Below are 20,139 nucleotides of genomic sequence, written 5' to 3' on the forward strand. Positions count from 1 at the left end.
CAGATCAGCGTTGTACTACCCGCATAGTGTTCTGCTCTTTCGGCAGAACCCGCTTGGCAATTACGTAGTTCTTGTCCCAGAACGGCTTTTTCAGCGTGTCGATGCTCACCGACTTGCCACGTCGTGGTGCGTGGATAAAACGGTCGTTGCCCAGGTAGATGGCAACATGGTTGACCTGGCGGCTCTTCAACTTGAAGAACAGCAGGTCGCCCGGTTTCAGGTCTTTGCGGTCAACCTTCAAACCGTGACCGGCAGCCATGGCGTTGGAGGTGCGTGGCAAATCCACCGCTTTTACATCGTTAAAGGCATATTTCACCAAGCCACTGCAGTCGAACCCTTTACTTGGGCTGCTGCCGCCCCAACGATAAGGCGTACCGAGCACATTCACCGCGCGGCTGAGCACGTTGCTGCTCTGCTTGGTGTTAACGGCCATCAGGCCCGGGGTCGCTTTACCGTGGGCCTTGCTCAGTTGAGTCGGACGGTTGACGGTCGGCTTGGAGGCTTTGGCGGTGCTCGGCGTGCTGTGGACTTTAGGGGTGAAACCGTTGACGTTTGGAAGTCGTTGCTCACGATTGGTGGCGTGGGCGGCCAGTGGCATTAATAGGCAAATGGTTAGCCATGTCTTGAAAAATGGTCGCATTAGGCGTGGCTCTTGTGGGTTTGCGCGCAACTTTATAACAGCTTTTGATGTCGTTCTCAGGCCGTTTGTCGACTGAACCTTGGGGTCAAATTCAGGAAAACGCGACAAATCGCCGCAATTGTCCTACACAAGGCAGGTGGCATAAGGCTTTCAGGGCAGGGAAGATACCACTCGCCGTACGTCGGGCGCCTGTAAAAAAGTCACAAAGAAAGTGAAAAAATTTATCTATCGAGGCAAAAGAGGTACGCGATGAACACCTATCAACAGATTGGCCCGCAGCAAGACACCCACAGCAAGGTGATCGGTTACCTGCTGTGGATTTTCGGTTTTACCGGCGCGCATCGCTTTTATTACGGTAAACCGGTCACCGGTACGATCTGGTTTTTTACCTTCGGCTTGCTGGGTATCGGTTGGCTGATCGACCTGTTCCTGATCCCGGCCATGGACCGCCAGGCAGACCTGCGCTTTACCGCCGGGCCCATCGAATACAACCTGGCATGGATTCTGTTGACGTTCCTAGGGGTGTTCGGCGTGCACCGCATGTATCAGGGCAAATGGATCACCGGGCTGATTTACCTGCTGACCGGCGGCTTGTTTCTGGTGGGAGTGCTGTATGACTTTCTGACGTTGAACACTCAGATTTCCATCCGCAATGCAGAGCGCAATAACGGGCGTTGATATCTCTGGCTGAATAGAAAGCTGAGTGTGGGAGGGGTAAGTTCCCTCCCCACACCTTTTCCCCGCGACCGTTTAGGCCTGGTAGCTGATGCGCCCATCCACCAAGGTGTAGCGCACGCTCGCTGGCAGGCTATGGCCGATAAACGGGCAGTTTTCGCCCTTGGACAGCCAGTGTTCCCCGGCGAGGGTAGAGCTGGCCGGATCAAACAGCACCAGATCCGCCGCCGCCCCCACCGCCAACTTGCCAGCCGGCAGACGCAACGCCTCGGCAGGGCCGCTGCTCAAGCGCGCCAGCAGCGTCGGCAGGTCCAGCAAGCCTTCTTCCACCAATGTCATCGCCAGTGGCAATAACAGCTCGACGCTGCTGATGCCAGGCTCGGTCGCACCGAAGGGCGCCAGCTTGGCATCGCGCTCGTGGGGTTGGTGATGGCTGGAAATCGCCGAAACCACGCCCGATTTCACCGCCGCGCGCAAACCTTCCCGGTCTGCCAAGGTGCGCAGGGGCGGCTGTACGTGGTACAGGCTGGAGAAGTCGATCAGCGCCTCGTCCGTCAGGATCAACTGATACAGCGCCACATCCGCCGTGACCGGCAGGCCGCGGGCCTGGGCCTGAGCGATCAGGGCCACGCCCCGGGCACTGGTCAGCTGGCTGAAGTGCGCGCGCACGCCGCTTTGTTCCACCAGCAACAGGTCGCGGGCCAGGGCCACGGTTTCGGCGGTTTCCGGGATGCCCGGCAGCCCGAGGAAACTGGCCACGGCGCCTTCATGGGCCAGGCCGCCTTCGGCCAGGTCGCGGTCCTGGGAGTGGAAGATCACCGTCAGGTCGAAAGTGGCCGCGTACTCCAGTGCGCGGCACAGGGTGCGGGTGCTGCGGAAACTTTCCAGGCCGTTGCCGAACGCCACGCAACCGGCATCGCGCAGGGCGATCAGCTCCGCCAGTTGCTCGCCGTCCAGACCTTTGCTCAGGGCGCCGATGGGGAACACTTTGCAATTGCCGGCTTCGCGGGCGCGGTCGAGGATCAGTTCGGTCACCGCCGACGTATCGAGGATCGGCTTGGTATGCGGCGGGCAGCACAGGCTGGTCACGCCTCCGGCGGCGGCGGCGCGGGTTTCGCTGGCGATGCTGCCTTTGCGGCTGTAACCCGGCTCGCGCAGGGCGACGCTCAGGTCCACCAGACCTGGCGCGGCTACCAGGCCCTTGGCGTCGATGCGTTCGCTGGCGCTGAAACCGGCAGGCGCGGCGCCGATGGCGATGATCTTGCCGGCTTCCACATGAAGATCGGTGATTTGATCCAGGCCGCTGGCCGGATCGATGACTCGGGCGCCGAGAATGCTGAGCTTCACTGGGCGTTCTCCTGCTCGAATTGACGTTGCGCGGTTTGCCCGCTCATGGCCATGGACAAGACCGCCATGCGCACGGCGATGCCGTAGGTCACCTGGTTGAGAATTACAGACTGGTTGCCGTCGGCCACCGCCGATTCAATTTCCACCCCACGGTTGATCGGCCCCGGGTGCATCACGATGGCATCCGGCTTGGCGCCGGCCAGGCGTGTGGTGGTCAGGCCGAACAGGCGGTAGAACTCGCCTTCGCTCGGCAGCAGGCCACCGGCCATGCGCTCGCGCTGCAGGCGCAGCATGATCACCACGTCCACATCCTTGAGGCCTTCGGTCATATCGGTGTAGACCTTCACGCCGTACTGCTCGATACCGATGGGCAGCAGGGTTTTCGGTGCGATCACGCGAATATCCGGGCAGCCCAGGGTCTTCAGGGCCAGCATGTTCGAGCGCGCCACCCGCGAGTGCAGGATGTCGCCGACGATGGCCACCGAGAGGTTTTCAAAGCTGCCCTTGTGCCGACGAATGGTGAGCATGTCGAGCATGCCCTGGGTCGGGTGGGCGTGGCGGCCGTCGCCGCCGTTGATGATCGCCACCTGCGGGCACACGTGCTCGGCGATGAAATGCGCGGCGCCGGAGTCGCCGTGGCGCACCACGAACATGTCGGCGGCCATGGCTTCCAGGTTGCGCAGGGTGTCGAGCAGGGTTTCGCCCTTGCTCGCCGACGAGGTGGATACGTTCAGCGTAATCACGTCGGCCGACAGCCGCTGGGCCGCCAGTTCAAAGGTGGTGCGGGTGCGCGTGGAGTTCTCGAAGAACACGTTGCAGATGGTTTTGCCGCGCAGCAGCGGGACTTTCTTCACTGCCCGGCCGCCGACTTCGAGGAACGAGTCAGCGGTGTCGAGGATTTCGGTGAGCAGTTCGCGGGGCAAACCGTCGAGGGACAAGAAGTGTTGCAACTGACCCTGAGCATTGAGCTGCAGCGGGCGCTTGGCATCTAGAGGCGTCATCGCGGGGACTCTTTACAAGGCGGTTTAAGGGGCGAGGTCTTGCAGTTCGAGTTCGAGCGGCGTGGGACCGGACAATTTTACCCGCTGATGGGCTTGCAGCGACAGGGTGGCGCCGACCACATCGGGGCTGATCGGTAATTCGCCGGCGTCCAGGTCCAGCAGGCACACCAGGGTCACGCTGGCCGGGCGGCCGTAGTCGAACAGTTCATTCATGGCCGCGCGAATGGTGCGCCCGCTCATCAGTACGTCGTCGATCAGCACCAGGTGCTGGCCTTCGATTTCAAAGGGCAGGGCGGATGGGCGGACTTGCGGGTGCAGGCCGTTCTGGCTGAAGTCGTCGCGGTAGAAGGACACATCCAGCGTGCCGAGCGGCGACTCGCTGCCCAGTGCTTCGAGCAACGCCTGGGCGACCCATACGCCACCGGTGCGGATGCCAATAAAGCGCGGTTCGTTGATGCCGCGGTGTTCCAGGTGCGCCTTGAGGCGTATTGCCATCTGGCTGATCAGTTCGGCGGGATTGGGCAGGCTCATGGTGGCTCCTTCTAGGCCTTGCGCCTCGAGGTGGCGGCAGGGGGCGGGCTCAAACGTAAAAAGACGCGGCAAGCCGCGTCAGTCAGGATTCAAATAAAGCCGTGTTTTCATCCAGCCACCCCTGCAAAAGCAGGGCGGCGGCGATGGCATCCACGGGGTTGTCGCGGTAGCTGCCCTTCTGCCCGCCACGGTCACGGCGTTCACCCTTGGCTTCGAAGGTGGTCAGGCGCTCGTCATGGGTATAGAAGGGGATGTTGTAGCGGCCATTGAGGCGGCGCGCGAACTTCTCGGCGCGCAGGCACATGTCGCTGGGCGTGCCGTCCATATTCAGGGGCAGGCCGACGACGACCGCGTCGGGTTTCCATTCCTTGATCAGGGCTTCGACCTGATTCCAGTCCGGGATGCCGTTCTGGGCCTTGAGGGTGCACAGCTCGCGGGCCTGGCCGGTGATAACCTGGCCGACCGCCACGCCGATCTGCTTGGTGCCGTAGTCAAAACCGAGGATCAAGCGCAAAGCCATCAGGCGTGCCCCGCCTGACTGGTCAGCAGGCTGAGGTTGACCCCAAGCTTTGCCGCCGCCGCGTCCAGGCGCAGTTCGCTGGCGGTGCTGAACAGAATGTCGGGGTCAAACGGGCAGGTCAGCCAGGCATTGCCGGCCAGCTCGGCTTCCAGTTGTCCGGCTTCCCAGCCGGCATAACCCAGGGTGATGACGCTTTGCTCGGGGCCCACGCCGTCGGCGATGGCGAACAACACGTCCTGGGAAGTGGACAGCGACACACCGTCCAGGTCCACCGTGGCCTGGAACGTCGGCCCGGTAGGGTGCAATACGAAGCCGCGATCGGTCTGTACCGGGCCGCCAATGTAGATCGGCACGCCCTGGCAACGTGCCGGCGGGTCAACTTCGGGGCGCAGTTGCTCGAGGATATCGGCCAGGTTCAGCTCCTGCGGGCGGTTCACGATCAGCCCCATGGCACCATTGGCCGTGTGCTCGACGATGTAGGTCAAGGTGTGCGCAAAGTTCGGGTCGGCCATGTGGGGCATGGCGATCAGGAATTGGTGCTTGAGGTAGGTCGGGCTGACATTTTTCATGCCCGCTAGTGTGGCGGCGCGGGGGCGAACTGACAAGCCAGGTGTGAGCGCCGATCAGTTGCTGGAGAGTCGATCGCCCTTGGCGAATTTCCAGGTGCGGATGATTTCCAGGCGGTCCACATCATTCAAGTCCCCGGTGAACGGTGCAAACGGCGCCGCCAGGCGCACGATGCGCTGGGCGGCCTGGTCCAGCAGCGGCTGCCCGGAAGATTCCAGCACCTGCACTTCATACAGCGTGCCGTCGCGGTTGATCGACACCAATAGGCGCAGATTGCCGTAGATCTGCTGGCGGCGAGCTTCTTCGGGATAGTTCAGATTGCCGATGCGCTCGACTTTCTTGCGCCATTCGTCCTTATACCAGGCGCCTTTATCACGCATGGTCGAGGCCGCGTTCAGGCGGTAGATGCGTGGGCGCTTGGCGTACAGCTGTTGTTCGTTGGCCAGTTCGGCTTCCAGGCTGGAGATCTCGTCGGACAGTTGCGAGCTGTCGAACGTCGGCGCCGGTTTTACCGGCTCGGGCTGCGGCTCGGTCTTGGTCTTCTCGCGCTGGGTCGGGGCTTTCTGCGGCTTGGGCGCCACGGTGGTCACAGCGGCTTTTGGCGCGGCCTGCTTGACCTCCGGCTTGGGCGCCGGCGGCGGCGTGACTTTATTGACCTTGTTGTCCTGGAAGGGCGCCACTTCAGTGGTCTTGGGGACCGCTTTCTTGTCCAGCGTGCCACTGCCTTGCTGATTATCCTGCGCGAGAAAGTCGGCCTTTTCAGGCTTCTTTTCGCTTTTGAAGGTGGCGAGGGTGATTTCCAGGGTCTTGGTGATCTGCTTGGGCTCGACCATGGTAAAGCCCACGCCGAGGATGACGGCCAGGTGAATCAACGCTGCCAGGAACAGGGTAAAACCGAGCCGATCAGCCGGGCGCACGCCGCTGTGGGAGAGTTCGGGGGGCAGCTCGGACGGGAGGGACATAAAAACCAACATCGCGTATTTCGAGGTTCGGCATGATAACGCAATGTTGGTTTTTAGCTTCATGCGACAAGTTACAAGCTGCAAGCTTTGGCGCGGTCAGCCTTGAACTTGCCGCTTGGAGCTTGTCACCTGCAGCTTCGCGTCTATCGCGGCAATCAACATTTCGCCGATGTTCGTGCCAAATGCGTTATCGGACTGGAGGGACATAAAAAACCAACATCGCGTATTTCGAGGTTCGGCGTGATAACGCAATGTTGGTTTTTAGCTTCATGCGACAAGTTACAAGCTGCAAGTTTTGGCGCGGTCAGCCTTAAACTTGCCGCTTGGAGCTTGCCACCTGCAGCTTCGCGTCTACCGCGGCCATCAACATTTCGCCGATGTTCGTGCCAAATGCGTTATCGGACTGGAGGGACATAAAAACCAACATCGCGTATTTCGAGGTTCGGCATGATAACGCAATGTTGGTTTTTAGCTTCATGCGACAAGTTACAAGCTGCAAGCTTTGGCGCGGTCAGCCTTAAACTTGCCGCTTGGAGCTTGCCACCTGCAGCTTCGCGTCTATCGCGGCCATCAACATTTCGCCGATGTTCGTGCCAAATGCGTTATCGATCTCGCGGATGCATGTCGGGCTGGTCACGTTGATTTCAGTGAGATGCTCGCCGATCACGTCCAGACCGACAAACAGCAGGCCTTTTTCCCGCAGCGTCGGGCCGACCTGCGCGGCGATCCAGCGGTCTTTGTCCGACAGCGGACGTGCTTCACCGCGCCCGCCGGCGGCCAGATTGCCTCGGGTCTCACCGGCGGCCGGGATGCGCGCCAGGCAATAATCCACCGGTTCGCCGTCGATCATCAGGATGCGCTTGTCGCCGTCCTTGATTGCCGGCAGATAGGCCTGGCCCATAATTTGCTGGCTGCCCAGCACGGTCAGGGTTTCCAGGATCACCGACAGGTTGGGGTCGCCGGCGCGGTGGCGGAAGATCGAGGTGCCGCCCATGCCGTCCAACGGTTTAAGGATCACGTCACCGTGTTTGGCGGCGAATTCACGCAGCACATCGGCGCGGCGGCTGACCACGGTGGGCGGGGTGCATTGCGGGAAGAGGGTGGCGAACAGCTTTTCATTGCAGTCGCGCAGGCTCTGCGGCTTGTTGACGATCAATACGCCGTCGCGCTCAGCCTGCTCCAGCAGGTACGTGGAGTAGACGAACTCCATGTCGAACGGCGGGTCCTTGCGCATCAGGATCACGTCCAGATCGCTCAGGGGGCTGTCGATTTCATCCTGCAGTTCAAACCATTTTTCGGGGTTGGCGAACACTTGCAGCGGGCGCATGCGCGCACGGGCCTGGCCCTCGCCCTGGTACAGGTCGCGCTGCTCCATATAGAACAGGGTCCAGCCACGGGCCTGGGCGGCCAGGAGCATGGCCAGCGAGCTGTCCTTTTTATAGGAAATGCTGGCGATAGGGTCCATGACAATGCCGACGCGAACGCTCATGGGGGATTTCCTCTGGCAAATTGGGCGCATAAAAGTGGCGTCAGAGTGGCGCTGACGCTGTTGTGGGTCAAGGAAAAACCACCTGGCGGGTGCCTCGATAGATTGCTCCCCGAGACTGTGCTAAAAAGGCTGCCACGACGCAGCAGGCCGTGAATTCCAAGGCCCGCGGCGCTCATCCTGTGCAACATCAGGCAGTACACACCGAAAACCGATTCGCTGTGGCGATGGTAGAGCAGATATGGAACAGCATTCCAACGCCTTGAGGGTGATGGTGATCGACGATTCGAAGACGATCCGCCGTACCGCCGAGACGCTGTTGAAAAACGCGGGGTGCGACGTCATCACGGCCATCGACGGTTTCGATGCCCTGGCGCGGATTGTGGATCATCACCCGCACATTATCTTTGTCGACATCATGATGCCGCGCCTGGATGGCTATCAGACCTGCGCCCTGGTGAAGAACAACCCGGCGTTCAAGGCGATCCCGGTGATCATGCTGTCATCCAAGGACGGCCTGTTCGATAAAGCCAAGGGGCGCATCGTGGGGGTCGACCAGTTTTTGACCAAGCCTTTCAGCAAGGAAGAACTGCTGGGTGCGATCAAGGCCTACGTGCCGGGGTTCGCCGCAGTGGAACAAGCACACTGACGCCGCTTCACAACGCCGGCGCCGACCAATGTAGTGGGGAAAACCATGGCACGTGTTCTGATCGTCGACGATTCGCCGACCGAAATGTACAAACTCACCGGCATGCTGGAAAAGCACGGGCACGAAGTGCTCAAAGCCGAAAACGGCGCGGACGGCGTGGCCCTGGCCCGTCAGGAAAAACCCGACGCCGTGCTGATGGACATCGTAATGCCGGGCCTCAATGGCTTCCAGGCCACCCGCCAGCTGTCCAAGGAGCCGGAAACCAACGGTATCCCGATCATCATCATCACCACCAAGGACCAGGACACCGACAAGATCTGGGGCGCGCGCCAGGGTGCCAAGGATTACCTGACCAAACCGGTGGACGAAGAAACCCTGATCGCCACCCTGAACAAGGTGCTGGCCGGCTGACGGCACGCCATCATGACCGAGTCGCAGACCGCCTTCGAGCTGTTGCTGGACATCGACCGCCGCTGTCGCCTGTTGGCCGCCGACCTGCCGTCCCAGGATGCCGGCTTGCAGCGCTGGAGCGGGATTGGCTTTCGGGTGGGCGCGCACTGGTTTGTGGCGCCGATGGGGGAAGTCGCCGAAGTCCTGCATGAGCCGCGCTGCACGTTAATGCCCGGAGTCAAGACCTGGGTGCGAGGCGTGGCGAATCTGCGTGGGCGGTTGTTGCCGGTGATGGACCTCGGCGGGTTCCTCGGCGAGGCGCTGTCCAAGGCGCGCAAGCAACGGCGGGTGCTGGTGGTGGAATTCAATGACCTGTTTGTCGGGTTGCTGGTGGACGAGGTGGTGGGCATGCAGCATTTCGCGCAAGACGCTTTATTGGCCAGCGCCCAGCCAGGCGCGCCGTTTATCCAGGGCCGATTTGACGGCGAGCCGCTCTGGCAGGTCTTCAGCCCCTTCGCCCTGGCCCAGGCGCCGGGCTTCATGGATGTCGCCGCATGACCACCGTGACCCCGCCCAAACCCCAGGCCGGCTCGCGCAGCCGCTCGCAGATCATCGTGCTGTTTATCGCGCTGATCGTGTTCATCATGTTGTTGTTCGCCAACTTCGCCTACCTCAATACCCAATCCACTTACGACAAGCAGTACATCGGCCACGCCGGTGAATTGCGCGTGCTGTCCCAACGTATCGCCAAGAACGCCACCGAAGCCGCCGCCGGCAAGGCCGCCGCGTTCAAGCTGCTGGGCGAAGCGCGCAACGACTTTGCCCAGCGCTGGGGCTACCTGAAAAAAGGCGACCCGCAAACCGGCCTGCCCGCCGCCCCCAGCGCCGTGCGCGGCGAAATGCGCGCGGTGCAGACCGACTGGGAAGCCTTGCTGAAAAACACCGACGCGATCCTGGCCAGCGAACAAACGGTGCTGTCCCTGCACCAAGTGGCGGCGACCCTCGCCGAAACCGTGCCGCAATTGCAGATGGAATCGGAAAAAGTCGTCGATATCCTGCTTCAGCGCGGCGCGCCGGCCAGCCAGGTAGCCTTGGCCCAGCGCCAATCGTTGCTCGCCGAGCGCATCCTGGGCGCGGTCAATACCGTGCTTGCCGGCGACGAAACCGCCGTACAGGCTGCCGATGCCTTCGGTCGCGATGCCAACCGCTTCGGCCAGGTGCTCAATGGCATGCTCAACGGCAACCCGGGGCTGCGCATCACTCAGGTCGAAGACCGCGATGCCCGCGCACGGCTGGCGGAAATCGCCGAGCTGTTCGAATTCGTTTCCGGCTCGGTGGATGAAATCCTGGAAACCTCGCCCCAGTTGTTTCAGGTGCGCGCCTCGGCGAGCAATATTTTCAACCTCTCCCAGACCCTGCTCGATGAAGCCTCGCGCCTTGCCAGCGGCTTTGAAAATCTGGCCGGCGGGCGCAGTTTCGACACCATCGGCGGCTACGTACTGGGCCTGCTGGCGTTGACCTCGATCATCCTGATCGGCTTGGTGATGGTGCGTGAGACCAACCGCCAGTTACACGAAACCGCCGAGAAAAACGAGCGCAATCAGAACGCGATCATGCGCCTGCTCGACGAAATCGAAGACCTCGCCGACGGCGACCTCACCGTGACCGCCTCGGTCACAGAGGATTTCACCGGCACCATCGCCGACTCCATCAACTATTCGGTGGACCAACTGCGCGATCTGGTGGCCACCATCAATCTTACCGCCGGGCAAGTGGCCGGTGCAGTGCAGGAAACCCAGGCCACCGCCATGCACCTGGCACAAGCGTCCGAGCACCAGGCCCAGCAAATCGCCGAAGCGTCCACCGCGATCAACCAGATGGCCCAGTCCATCGACCAGGTGTCGGCCAACGCCGCCGAATCCTCCGCGGTGGCCGAGCGCTCGGTGGAAATCGCCAACAAGGGCAACGAGGTGGTGCATAACACCATCCATGGCATGGACAACATTCGCGAGCAGATCCAGGACACCGCCAAGCGCATCAAACGCCTGGGCGAGTCCTCACAGGAGATCGGCGATATCGTCAGCCTGATCGACGACATTGCCGATCAGACCAACATCCTCGCCCTCAATGCGGCAATCCAGGCCAGCATGGCCGGCGACGCCGGGCGCGGGTTCGCCGTGGTGGCCGATGAAGTGCAACGCCTGGCCGAGCGTTCATCGGCGGCAACCCGGCAGATTGAAACCCTGGTGCGGGCGATCCAGGCCGATACCAACGAAGCCGTGATCTCCATGGAGCAGACCACCACCGAAGTGGTGCGCGGCGCGCGGTTGGCGCAGGACGCCGGGGTGGCGCTGGAAGAGATCGAGGGCGTGTCGAAAACCCTGGCGGCGTTGATCCAGAGCATCTCCAACGCGGCGCAGCAGCAGACCTCGTCGGCGGGGCAGATCTCCCTGACCATGAACGTGATCCAGCAGATCACCACGCAGACCTCGTCGGGTTCCACCGCTACCGCCGAAAGCATCGGCAACCTGGCGAAGATGGCGAGCCAGTTGCGCCGGTCGGTGTCGGGTTTCACCCTGCCGCCGCCCAAGCAGGTCGACAGTTGACAGGTACAGGTTTCAAGAACACCAGCAATCCATGAATTCAAAGCGGAGCAGTTATGGTTGATCGGCACGACTACGTGGCCCTCGAATGGGTCAAGGACGACATTGCCGAGACCTTGCAACACGCCCGTTCGGCGCTGGACGCTTACGTCGAAACCGCCGACGGCGATGTGATCGACGAATGCCTGGCCGGCATCCACCAGGTGCACGGCGCGCTGCAGATGGTCGAGTTCTACGGCGCGGCGCTGCTGGCTGAGGAGATCGAGGCATTGGCGATGGCCCTGCGCGACGGGCAGGTCGGCCAGCGCGATGAGGGCATCCGCCTGCTGCAACAGGCCTTTGGCCAGTTGCCGCTGTACCTCGACCGCGTGCACAGCGCTCGCCGTGACTTGCCGCTGGTCGTCCTGCCGCTGCTCAACGACCTGCGCAGCGCCCGCGGTGAAAGCCTGCTGTCGGAAACCAGCCTGTTCAGCCCGCAACTGCTGTCGATTGCGCCGTTGCCCGACGAGGCCCTGGCCCGGCGCGCAGGGCCGGACCTTCACGAACACCTGCGCCAATGGCACCAACTGCTGCAACAGGCGCTGGCCGGGTTGCTGCGCGAAGATCACGGCCCGAGCAACCTGGAAGACATGGCGCGGGTGTTCGCGCGTCTGGAAGCGCTGTGCCAGGGCGCACCTCTGTTGCCATTGTGGCAAGTGGCCTCGGCGCTGGTCGAGGGCATGCTCACGGGCGTGATCGCCAACAGCCCGGCGCTGCGCAGCCTGCTCAAGGCCAGCGACAGGCAGCTCAAGCGCCTGCTGGCCCAGGGCATCGAGGGCATCAACCAGTCGGCGCCGGATGACCTGCTCAAGAGCCTGCTGTTCTATGTCGCCAAAGTCACCCGCCCGACGCCCCGCATGCAAAGCTTGAAAGAACGCTACGGCCTGGACGATGCCTTGCCCGACAGCGCCGTGGTGGATGCCGAGCGCGCGCACATGGCCGGGCCGGATCGCAATGCGATGGGCTCGGTACTCGGTGCGTTGTGCGAGGAGCTGGTGCGGGTCAAGGAGCGCCTGGACCTGTTCGTGCGCAGCGACCGCCAGCACGCCAGCGACCTTGACGCGCTGCTGGCACCGTTGCGACAGATCGCCGATACGCTGGCGGTGCTCGGCTTCGGCCAGCCGCGCAAAGTGATCATCGACCAGCTCGCCGTGGTGCTGAGCCTGGCCCAGGGCCATCGCGAACCGGACGATGCGGTGCTGATGGATGTGGCCGGCGCGCTCCTTTACGTCGAAGCCACGCTGGCGGGCATGGCCGGCACCGTCGAGCCGGAGAGCCGCGAAGAAAGCCGCCTGCCCACCACCGACCTGACCCAGATTCACCAATTGGTGCTGCGCGAATCCTGCCAGTGCCTGCGCCAGGCCAAAGAATTGGTGATCGACTGCATCGAGGCCGACTGGGACCGCCAACGCCTGGAATCCCTGCCGGAACTGCTGAGCCAGGTGCGCGGCGCGCTGGCCATGATCCCTCTGCCCCGGGCGGCCAGCCTGATGCGCGGTTGCACCGATTACGTCGATGCGCAGTTGATGGTCGACGAACAACCGCCGAGCGAGACGCAATTGGCGCACTTCGCCGACGTAATCAGCAGCCTGGAGTATTACCTCGAACGCATGCTCCAGGACCCGGATGCCGCCGGCGAACGGGTGCTGGAATTGGCCACCCAGGGGCTGGCCGCGCTCGGCTACCTGCCGGCGGAAAAACCCTGGCGCCAAGCCCTGGCCGCGCCGGACGGTGCACTCTCTACCGAGGCTGCGCCCAGCCAATCCCAATTCGACGCATTGGCCAGCCCCACGTCGCGCCTCAACCCGCCGGCCTTGCAGCGCCCCGGCAGCCTGTTGCCGCCGCCGGCCGATGAAGCGCCGGTCGACGATGAGTTGCGCGAGGTGTTTCTCGAAGAGACCGACGAAGTCCTCGAGGTGCTGCACCGCTATCTGCCCAACAGCGCGGACAAAAACGCCCAAGGCGAGATGCGCCGCGCGTTTCACACCCTCAAAGGCAGCGGCCGCATGGTGCGCGCCCTGGTGCTGGCGGAACTGGCCTGGGCCGTGGAGAACCTGCTGAACCGCGTGCTCGAACGCAGCGTGACCCTGGGCCCGCAGGTGCAACAGGTGCTGGATGAAGCCGTGGCACTGTTGCCGGAATTGATCGCCGATTTTGCCCAGGGCGCCCAGCGCCAGCGCGATGAAGTCGACGCCCTGGCCGCCCGTGCCCATGGGTTGGCCAGTGGTGTCGCCGTGACGGCCGCCGAGCCCCATGACCCGCTGCTGCTGGAGATCTTTCGCAACGAAGCCCTGAGCCACCTCGACAGCCTCAACCGCTTCCTGGAACAGGCCGCCGAGCATGTGCCGCTGCAAGTCAGCGATGAACTGCAACGGGCCCTGCACACCCTCAAGGGCAGCGCCTACATGGCCGGCGTATCGCCCATCGCCGAACTGGCGCGGCCGCTGGATCACCTGACTCGCGAGTACAAGGCTCACCGCCTGCCGCTGGACCTGGATGAAGTGGAGCTGCTGCTGGAAGCCGAAGGCCTGTTCCAGCGAGGGTTGCGTCAGTTGGACAGCGACCCCCTTGCACCGATCTCGGGCGCGGCGGACCTGATTGCACGTACCCAACAGCTGCTCGAGCGCCAGCTCCAGGCGTTGCTCGACGCGCCCAGCAGTGGCCTGCGCATCAAGCGCAACCCGCACCTGATCGCCGATTTCCTGGCCCAGGGCATGGACATCCTGCTCGATGCCGAAAGCCTGCTGCGCCGCTGGCAGCAACACCCCGGCGAGCGCCAGGAACTCACCGCGCTGCAGGATGAGCTGACCACCCTCGGCGAAGGAGCGCATCACGCCGATCTGCATGCCATCGACGAGCTTTGCGAAGCCTTGCTCGACCTGTACGGCGCCGTGGAAGAAAGCAGCCTGGCGGTCAGCGAGCGGTTTTTCCAGGAGGCCGAACAGGCCCATGAAGCGCTGATCAACATGCTCGACCAACTCGCCGCCGGCCAGGAGATCAGCCCCGCGCCGGCTCGTGTACAGGCCTTGCGCGAGCTGTTGGATGAAGCCCTCGACCCCTCGGCCACCGGCCTGATCACACGCCAGGGCGACCGCGCGCCGAACATTGCCGAACTGGGCGCGGCGACGCGGCAGTTGGATCACGCCACCACCGTGGACGATGAGATCGTCGAGATTTTCCTGGAAGAAGCGGTCGATATCCTCGACAGCGCCGGGCAATCCCTCAAGCGCTGGTTGCTGGAGCCCGAGAGCATGGCGCCGTTGTCGTCGTTGCAGCGCGACCTGCACACCCTCAAGGGCGGCGCGCGCATGGCCGAGATCGCGCCGGTAGCCGACCTGGCCCATGAACTGGAAGGCCTTTACGAAGGCCTGGTCGACCGTCGCTACAACTACTCCAACGAACTGTCCCAGGTGTTGATGGCCAGCCATGAACGGCTGGCGCTGCAGCTGGAAGAGCTGCACCAGCATCAGGCCCTGAGCGACAGCACGGAGCTGGTGGCCAAAATCCGGGCGCTGCGCCACAACGGCGCCCCGGCAGCCGCCACGCCGGCGAGCGACGCGTCGAGTGCCGACCCTGAGTTGCTGGAGATCTTTCTCGAAGAAGCCGCCGACATCCTCGACAGCTCCGGCGCCGCGCTGCTGCGCTGGCAGGCCGAGCCGAGCAATCGCCAGGAGGTCGAAACCCTGCTGCGCGACCTGCACACCCTCAAGGGCGGCGCGCGCATGGTCGAGATCGGTCCGATTGGCGACCTGGCCCATGAACTGGAGTTTCTCTACGAAGGGCTGTCCGCCGGCCAACTGGTTGCAAGCCCGGAGCTGTTCGCGCTGCTGCAAGGTTGTCACGATCGCCTGGCACAGATGATCGACGCGGTGGCCGACGGCTTGCCGGTGGGCTCGGTGGACAAACTGATCGAGCGCATCAAGAGCCTGGTGCACCCCAGCGACGAGCCGCTGGGGCCGGTGGCGTTGCCGACGGGCAAGACCGAGGCGGCGGTGGACCCGGCCGCCGATACGGTAAAAATCTCGGCGGATCTGCTTGATGACCTGGTCAATCTGGCCGGCGAAACCTCGATCTTCCGAGGGCGGATCGAGCAGCAGGTCAACGATGCCAGCGTCGCCCTCAACGAGGTGGAAACCACCATTGAGCGCATGCGCGATCAGTTGCGCCGCCTGGACACCGAAACCCAGGGCCGCATTCTCAGTCGCCAGCAAGTCGAGGCCGAGCGCCTGGGCTACGAAGAATTCGACCCGCTGGAAATGGACCGTCATTCGCAACTGCAGCAATTGTCTCGCGCGCTGTTCGAGTCGGCCTCGGACCTGCTGGACCTCAAGGAAACCCTGGAACGGCGTAACCAGGACGCGCACAACCTGTTGCAGCAGCAGGCGCGCATCAACACCGAGTTGCAGGAAGGCCTGATGCGTACCCGCATGGTGCCGTTCGAACGCATGCTGCCACGGCTCAAACGTATCGTGCGGCAGGTGGCGAGTGAGTTGGGCAAGGATGTCGAGTTCATCGTCGGCAATGCCGAGGGCGAAATGGACCGCAACGTGCTGGAACGCATGGTGGCGCCGTTGGAGCATATGTTGCGCAACGCCGTCGACCACGGCCTGGAGTCCCGGGAGGTGCGCCTGGCCGCCGGCAAGCCGGAAAAGGGCCGCATCACCCTCGACCTGACTCATGAAGGCGGCGATATCGTCTTCGACATGCGCGACGACGGTGCCGGCGTGCCGCTGGACGCGGTGCGGCGCAAGGCGATCAAGCGCGGCCTGCTCAGTCCTCAGCAAGAGATCAGCGACCGTGACGTGCTGCAGTTCATCCTGCAACCGGGCTTCTCCACTGCGGAAAAAATCACCCAGATTTCCGGGCGCGGCGTGGGCATGGACGTGGTGCATGAAGAAGTGCGCCAGCTCGGCGGTTCGATGGTGATCGACTCGACGCCGGGGCAGGGCGTGCATTTCCGCATCCGCCTGCCTTTCACCGTGTCGGTCAATCGTGCGTTGATGGTGCAGTGCGCGGACGAGCAGTACGCGATCCCGCTCAACACCATTGAGGGCCTGGTGCGTGTGCTGCCCCATGAACTGGCGGGCCACTATCAGCAGGACCCGCCGTGCTACGAGTATGCCGGCCAGCGCTATGAGCTGTTCTACTTGGGCGACCTGCTGCACACCGTCGCGCGCCCGAAACTGCTGGGCCAGTACCAGCCCGTGCCGGTGCTGCTGGTACAGTGCAATGAGCGGCATGTGGCGGTGCATGTGGACGCCATGGCCGGCACGCGTGAGATTGTGGTCAAGGGCTTGGGCCCGCAATTTTCCGGGGTAAAAGGCGTCTCGGGGGCGACCATTCTCGGAGACGGTCGCGTGGTGCTGATCATCGACCTGCTGGCCCATATCCGCGCCCGGCCAGCGGCATTGCCGGCCCAGGCGAGCCACGCGCCGCTGATCCTCAACGATCCCCTGAAAAAGCGCCCGCTGCTGGTGTTGGTGGTCGACGACTCGGTGACGGTGCGCAAAGTCACCAGCCGCCTGCTGGAGCGCAACGGCATGAACGTACTCACCGCCAAGGACGGCATTGACGCCCTGGCCGTGCTTGAGGAACACACCCCGGACCTGATGTTGCTGGACATAGAAATGCCGCGCATGGACGGCTTTGAAGTGGCGATTCAGGTGCGTAACGACCCGCGGCTGATGCGCCTGCCGATCATCATGATCACCTCGCGCACCGGCCAGAAACACCGCGACCGGGCTATGGCCATCGGCGTCAACGATTACCTGGGCAAGCCGTACCAGGAGTCGGTGCTGCTCGAAAGCATCGCTTACTGGAGCAAGTCCCATGCTTGACCATCGCGCCAGCCAGGTCACCGGCCTGCTTCTGCCCCTGGCTGACCGGCACCTGATACTGCCCAACGTGGCCGTGGCCGAACTGATCGATTTTCAGCGCGGCGAACCGGCCAGTGATGCGCCGCCGTGGTATTTGCGGCAAGTCACCTGGCGTGACCGGCAAATCCCCCTGATCAGCTTTGAAGCCGCCTGCGGCGAAGCTATTGTCGTCGGCGAACGCTCGCGCATCGTGGTGCTGAACGCACTGGGCGGGCGGCCGACCTTGAAGTTCATCGCACTGGTGATCCAGGGGATTCCGCGGTCGTACAAGCTCGACAGCGAGCTGAGCTATGTGGACGTGCCGCTCAGCCCGCTGGAGCTGGCAGCGGTGCAGGTGGGCGAGCATGTGGCGAAGGTGCCGGATTTGATGGGGCTGGAAGCCTTGCTGGTCGAGTCAGGCCTGGCCTGAGCTGCGCATTTTCTGAGAAATGAAAGGCGTCCTATGATGAGGGGCCTTTTCCGGTTCAGGGACGCTGCAGCCGATGAAAATCAGCAATCAGCATACCCGCCAGATACACCATCAAAATCACCACGCCCGCGTCCAATAAACGCCAGACTTTTGCCGAACGGAATAGCCCCGTCAACCTCTGGCATCCCAACGCCAAAACCACAAACCACACCAGCGACGCAGTCATTGCTCCGACGGCAAAGAACGCTTGTTGGCTGACGGGCTTTACCGCGCCAATAGAGCCAATTAGCACCACGGTATCCAGCCAAGCATACGGATTGGCAAATCCAAGTATCACCGCTGTGCGCAGCAATCCCCGTTGTGAGGTGAGGTTGCTTCGAGTGTCCGGCATCGACTGGTTACGCAGACAAGCCAATAACCGCTGCCAGCCGAACCACAATAGGTAGGCCGCTCCCGACAGCAGCAGAAACGCCACTAAACCTGGCTTTGTGCCAAGTAACGAGCCCAAGCCCATGACCCCAAGAGCGATGAGGATGATGTCGGCGAACACGCATACCGCCACCACCCCCCAGACAGGGCTGCGACTGACACCCTGGCGAATAACCAGGGTGTCCTTCGGTCCAGGAGCGGCGAACAGTCCGATGCCCAGTAACAGGCCTTCGAGATAAAAAGCGTTGAAGTCTGGAGTCATGAAGCGCTCAGCCGCCTGTGTATCAGATCAATTGAAGGGGGTGATTACCGAAGCTGGTATGGCGCGTGTTGGCGGCGTTTTTCAAGTCGATCGGCTGGTGGCGGAAAAAGCTTGTCAGTTCCTGCTCCGAATCAGGGTTGACGAAGTAAATGAGAGAGCTGAGCGGCATTGGTCTCCGAGGCGTCAGAACCGCGTGGTACGCAGCGGGAATCGCACAATCCGAGAGCTCGGTCAGTAACGATCCGGCCAAGATTGCTACCTCGTTCTCCAAGAGGCGCACTGGCTCCAGCGAGCTGCCTCGAACCAGAACGAGGCCATCACGAGTAGGCTTGATAAATGACAACAGATGACCATCCTCGTGAGGATCCTGAGCAAACTGGCGCTGACCCGACCCGGAATTAGCTCCATAGACACACAGTTGCAGATAGGACGCTGCACGCAAAGAGTTCAACGAAGTGGCTCCAAACTCCGCGCAAATTCCGTCCATCAATCCCTGGGCAAGCTCGCTGATCTGTTGTTCAAAAGCTGTGACGGCGGCAAAAAAATCACTTCGTGTGAATTCAAAGGCTCTTCGTTTTAATGAATGTGCAGGCCAGTAACAAAATCGCTCACATAGGTCTGGCTGCTCCTCAAGGCTCGAGTCCTCAGCGCCAAAGGGGAAAAATCCATCGGTGTCTTTTTCGAAGGAAAACGAGGCTTTGGTGGCTGGTGATATTGCGGGGTATCCATCAACGATTTTTTTGTAATCCAGCAGCATCGCTTCTGATATTTGCAGGGTGCCGAAGCCTGTTTGAGCAATGGATTCACAGCACGCTTTAATGTGGTTCATGGCTATATCCAAAGGTAGATGTAAAGGAATGCAACAAACACTAGGTTCGCAAGCATGCGAGAAACTACGACACTGGATATGACCGGCTAAAAGGGTGCCATCCATGTCCTTCACAACATCGCCAGCAGGTGGCGAGTGTGCATGGTTCAAGACACGGGGCGGCGGACAGGTTGTCTTTTTTGGCGGACAAAGAAATGACGTTCACCTAAAAACGGGAACCGTACACTTCGTATGAATATAAGAACGCGAGATACCCTCAGGTCATTGGTTGCACGGCGCAGCCGCGAATTGGGCAAGCCGCTGACTGCGCTGGCCAAGGAAGCAGGAATTTCCAGGACTTACCTGTACGGTCTAGCGGCTGGAGCGACCAGGGACCCATCGGTACGCACGCTGATCAAGCTGGCGAAGGCATTGCAGGTTTCTCCCTTGCTGTTGTTTCGCTACTTCGCTGACCTGACAGGCGCGCCCGCTAATGCGTGCTCAATGGCTACCACCAATCGGGCTGCAGGTATTGATGATCCGGAGGACGTTGCGGTGTTCAATGCCGATGTCACGACGCCTGATCAAGCCGTCGTGTTGCCGGGGGAAGTTTTTCAGAAAACCTGGGAGATTCAGAACCTGGGCACACGACCTTGGCGAGGGCGACGACTGGTGCGTGTTGATAGGGAATATGTGATTGCCCGCCGCGCAGATCCACAAGGCCAGTTGGAGGTTGTGATGGATATTCATTTGCGTAGCCTGCACAGCGAGCTCCCTATTGCCGATACGCTGCCGGGCCAGCCGGTGCATATCAGTGTGGAGTTTGCAGCACCCAAAGAGACCTGCACGGTGGCTTCAGTCTGGAGAATCGAGGATGAGCAGGGGAAACCCTGTTACGGGCCTGCGTTCATTTTGCATGTAGTGGTTAACGTCATGGCGCGTTGA

At 62.0% G+C, this 20,139-nt stretch carries 18 protein-coding genes; 8 read left to right on the forward strand and 10 right to left on the reverse strand.

What is annotated here, in order from left to right:
• Positions 1 to 4: 4 nt before the first annotated feature.
• Complete coding sequence (locus QRN10_RS13335) at positions 5 to 640, reverse strand: C40 family peptidase (RefSeq protein ID WP_181076532.1); 636 nt, start codon at positions 638 to 640, stop codon at positions 5 to 7.
• Between the two features lie 249 nt (positions 641 to 889).
• On the opposite strand from QRN10_RS13335, the gene QRN10_RS13340 reads away from it, so the two are divergent.
• Positions 890 to 1,318, forward strand: a complete 429-nt coding sequence (locus tag QRN10_RS13340; protein ID WP_219855145.1) for an NINE protein — start codon at positions 890 to 892, stop codon at positions 1,316 to 1,318.
• A 72-nt stretch (positions 1,319 to 1,390) separates the two neighbouring features.
• On the opposite strand, the gene QRN10_RS13345 is transcribed toward QRN10_RS13340, so the two are convergent.
• The 7 genes from QRN10_RS13345 to gshB all read right to left on the reverse strand — a co-directional run bounded on the left by QRN10_RS13345 (position 1,391) and on the right by gshB (position 7,732).
• Positions 1,391 to 2,662, reverse strand: a complete 1,272-nt coding sequence (locus QRN10_RS13345; protein WP_285428527.1) for a dihydroorotase — start codon at positions 2,660 to 2,662, stop codon at positions 1,391 to 1,393.
• Entirely contained in the window at positions 2,659 to 3,663 is a 1,005-nt protein-coding gene (locus QRN10_RS13350) for an aspartate carbamoyltransferase catalytic subunit (protein ID WP_181076535.1), read from the reverse strand. The genes QRN10_RS13345 and QRN10_RS13350 overlap by 4 nt, the downstream gene beginning before the upstream one ends.
• Positions 3,664 to 3,687: 24 nt before the next feature.
• Positions 3,688 to 4,194 carry a bifunctional pyr operon transcriptional regulator/uracil phosphoribosyltransferase PyrR gene (gene pyrR / locus QRN10_RS13355; protein WP_181076537.1) on the reverse strand — a complete coding sequence of 169 codons (507 nt, stop codon included), beginning with the start codon at positions 4,192 to 4,194 and terminating at the stop codon, positions 3,688 to 3,690.
• An 82-nt stretch (positions 4,195 to 4,276) separates the two neighbouring features.
• Positions 4,277 to 4,714, reverse strand: a complete 438-nt coding sequence (gene ruvX / locus QRN10_RS13360; protein ID WP_003176676.1) for a Holliday junction resolvase RuvX — start codon at positions 4,712 to 4,714, stop codon at positions 4,277 to 4,279.
• Positions 4,714 to 5,283: a YqgE/AlgH family protein gene (locus QRN10_RS13365; protein WP_181076539.1), complete on the reverse strand. Its 570-nt coding sequence runs from the start codon at positions 5,281 to 5,283 to the stop codon at positions 4,714 to 4,716. Before QRN10_RS13365 ends, ruvX begins: the two co-directional genes overlap by 1 nt.
• A 54-nt stretch (positions 5,284 to 5,337) precedes the next feature.
• Positions 5,338 to 6,243: an energy transducer TonB gene (locus QRN10_RS13370; RefSeq protein ID WP_181076540.1), complete on the reverse strand. Its 906-nt coding sequence runs from the start codon at positions 6,241 to 6,243 to the stop codon at positions 5,338 to 5,340.
• A gap of 517 nt (positions 6,244 to 6,760) precedes the next feature.
• The gene (gshB, locus tag QRN10_RS13375; RefSeq protein ID WP_034139670.1) at positions 6,761 to 7,732 is read right to left on the reverse strand and encodes a glutathione synthase; all 972 of its coding nucleotides are present in this window, start codon (positions 7,730 to 7,732) and stop codon (positions 6,761 to 6,763) included.
• Positions 7,733 to 7,970: 238 nt separating this feature from the next.
• Between gshB and pilG the strand changes: the two genes are divergently transcribed.
• Genes pilG through QRN10_RS13405 form a run of 6 tightly spaced genes read left to right on the forward strand, consistent with a single transcriptional unit; the run spans position 7,971 to position 17,695 of the window.
• On the forward strand, positions 7,971 to 8,378 hold the full coding sequence (gene pilG, locus QRN10_RS13380; protein WP_181076543.1) for a twitching motility response regulator PilG: 408 nt from the start codon (positions 7,971 to 7,973) through the stop codon (positions 8,376 to 8,378).
• 45 nt (positions 8,379 to 8,423) lie between these two features.
• On the forward strand, positions 8,424 to 8,789 hold the full coding sequence (gene pilH / locus QRN10_RS13385) for a twitching motility response regulator PilH (RefSeq protein ID WP_181076545.1): 366 nt from the start codon (positions 8,424 to 8,426) through the stop codon (positions 8,787 to 8,789).
• Between the two features lie 12 nt (positions 8,790 to 8,801).
• Positions 8,802 to 9,326 (forward strand): chemotaxis protein CheW, encoded by a 525-nt coding sequence (locus QRN10_RS13390; protein ID WP_181076547.1) that lies wholly within the window; start codon positions 8,802 to 8,804, stop codon positions 9,324 to 9,326.
• A complete protein-coding gene (locus QRN10_RS13395) occupies positions 9,323 to 11,374 on the forward strand; it encodes a methyl-accepting chemotaxis protein (RefSeq protein WP_181076548.1) in 2,052 nt (683 codons plus the stop codon). The genes QRN10_RS13390 and QRN10_RS13395 overlap by 4 nt, the downstream gene beginning before the upstream one ends.
• 53 nt (positions 11,375 to 11,427) lie before the next feature.
• Positions 11,428 to 17,247, forward strand: coding sequence for an Hpt domain-containing protein (locus tag QRN10_RS13400; protein WP_285428528.1), 5,820 nt, complete (start codon positions 11,428 to 11,430; stop codon positions 17,245 to 17,247).
• Positions 17,240 to 17,695: a chemotaxis protein CheW gene (locus tag QRN10_RS13405; RefSeq protein ID WP_253509701.1), complete on the forward strand. Its 456-nt coding sequence runs from the start codon at positions 17,240 to 17,242 to the stop codon at positions 17,693 to 17,695. The genes QRN10_RS13400 and QRN10_RS13405 overlap by 8 nt, the downstream gene beginning before the upstream one ends.
• 55 nt (positions 17,696 to 17,750) lie before the next feature.
• On the opposite strand, the gene QRN10_RS13410 is transcribed toward QRN10_RS13405, so the two are convergent.
• Together QRN10_RS13410 and QRN10_RS13415 are read right to left on the reverse strand one after the other, a co-directional pair.
• The gene (locus QRN10_RS13410) at positions 17,751 to 18,386 is read right to left on the reverse strand and encodes a LysE/ArgO family amino acid transporter (protein ID WP_181076553.1); all 636 of its coding nucleotides are present in this window, start codon (positions 18,384 to 18,386) and stop codon (positions 17,751 to 17,753) included.
• Between the two features lie 22 nt (positions 18,387 to 18,408).
• A complete protein-coding gene (locus QRN10_RS13415; RefSeq protein ID WP_285428529.1) occupies positions 18,409 to 19,215 on the reverse strand; it encodes a 2OG-Fe(II) oxygenase in 807 nt (268 codons plus the stop codon).
• A 288-nt stretch (positions 19,216 to 19,503) separates the two neighbouring features.
• Between QRN10_RS13415 and QRN10_RS13420 the strand changes: the two genes are divergently transcribed.
• On the forward strand, positions 19,504 to 20,139 hold the full coding sequence (locus QRN10_RS13420; RefSeq protein WP_285428531.1) for an NBR1-Ig-like domain-containing protein: 636 nt from the start codon (positions 19,504 to 19,506) through the stop codon (positions 20,137 to 20,139).

It is taken from the genome of Pseudomonas sp. lyk4-R2A-8 (genome assembly GCF_030209095.1).
Taxonomy (GTDB): domain Bacteria; phylum Pseudomonadota; class Gammaproteobacteria; order Pseudomonadales; family Pseudomonadaceae; genus Aquipseudomonas; species Aquipseudomonas quebecensis.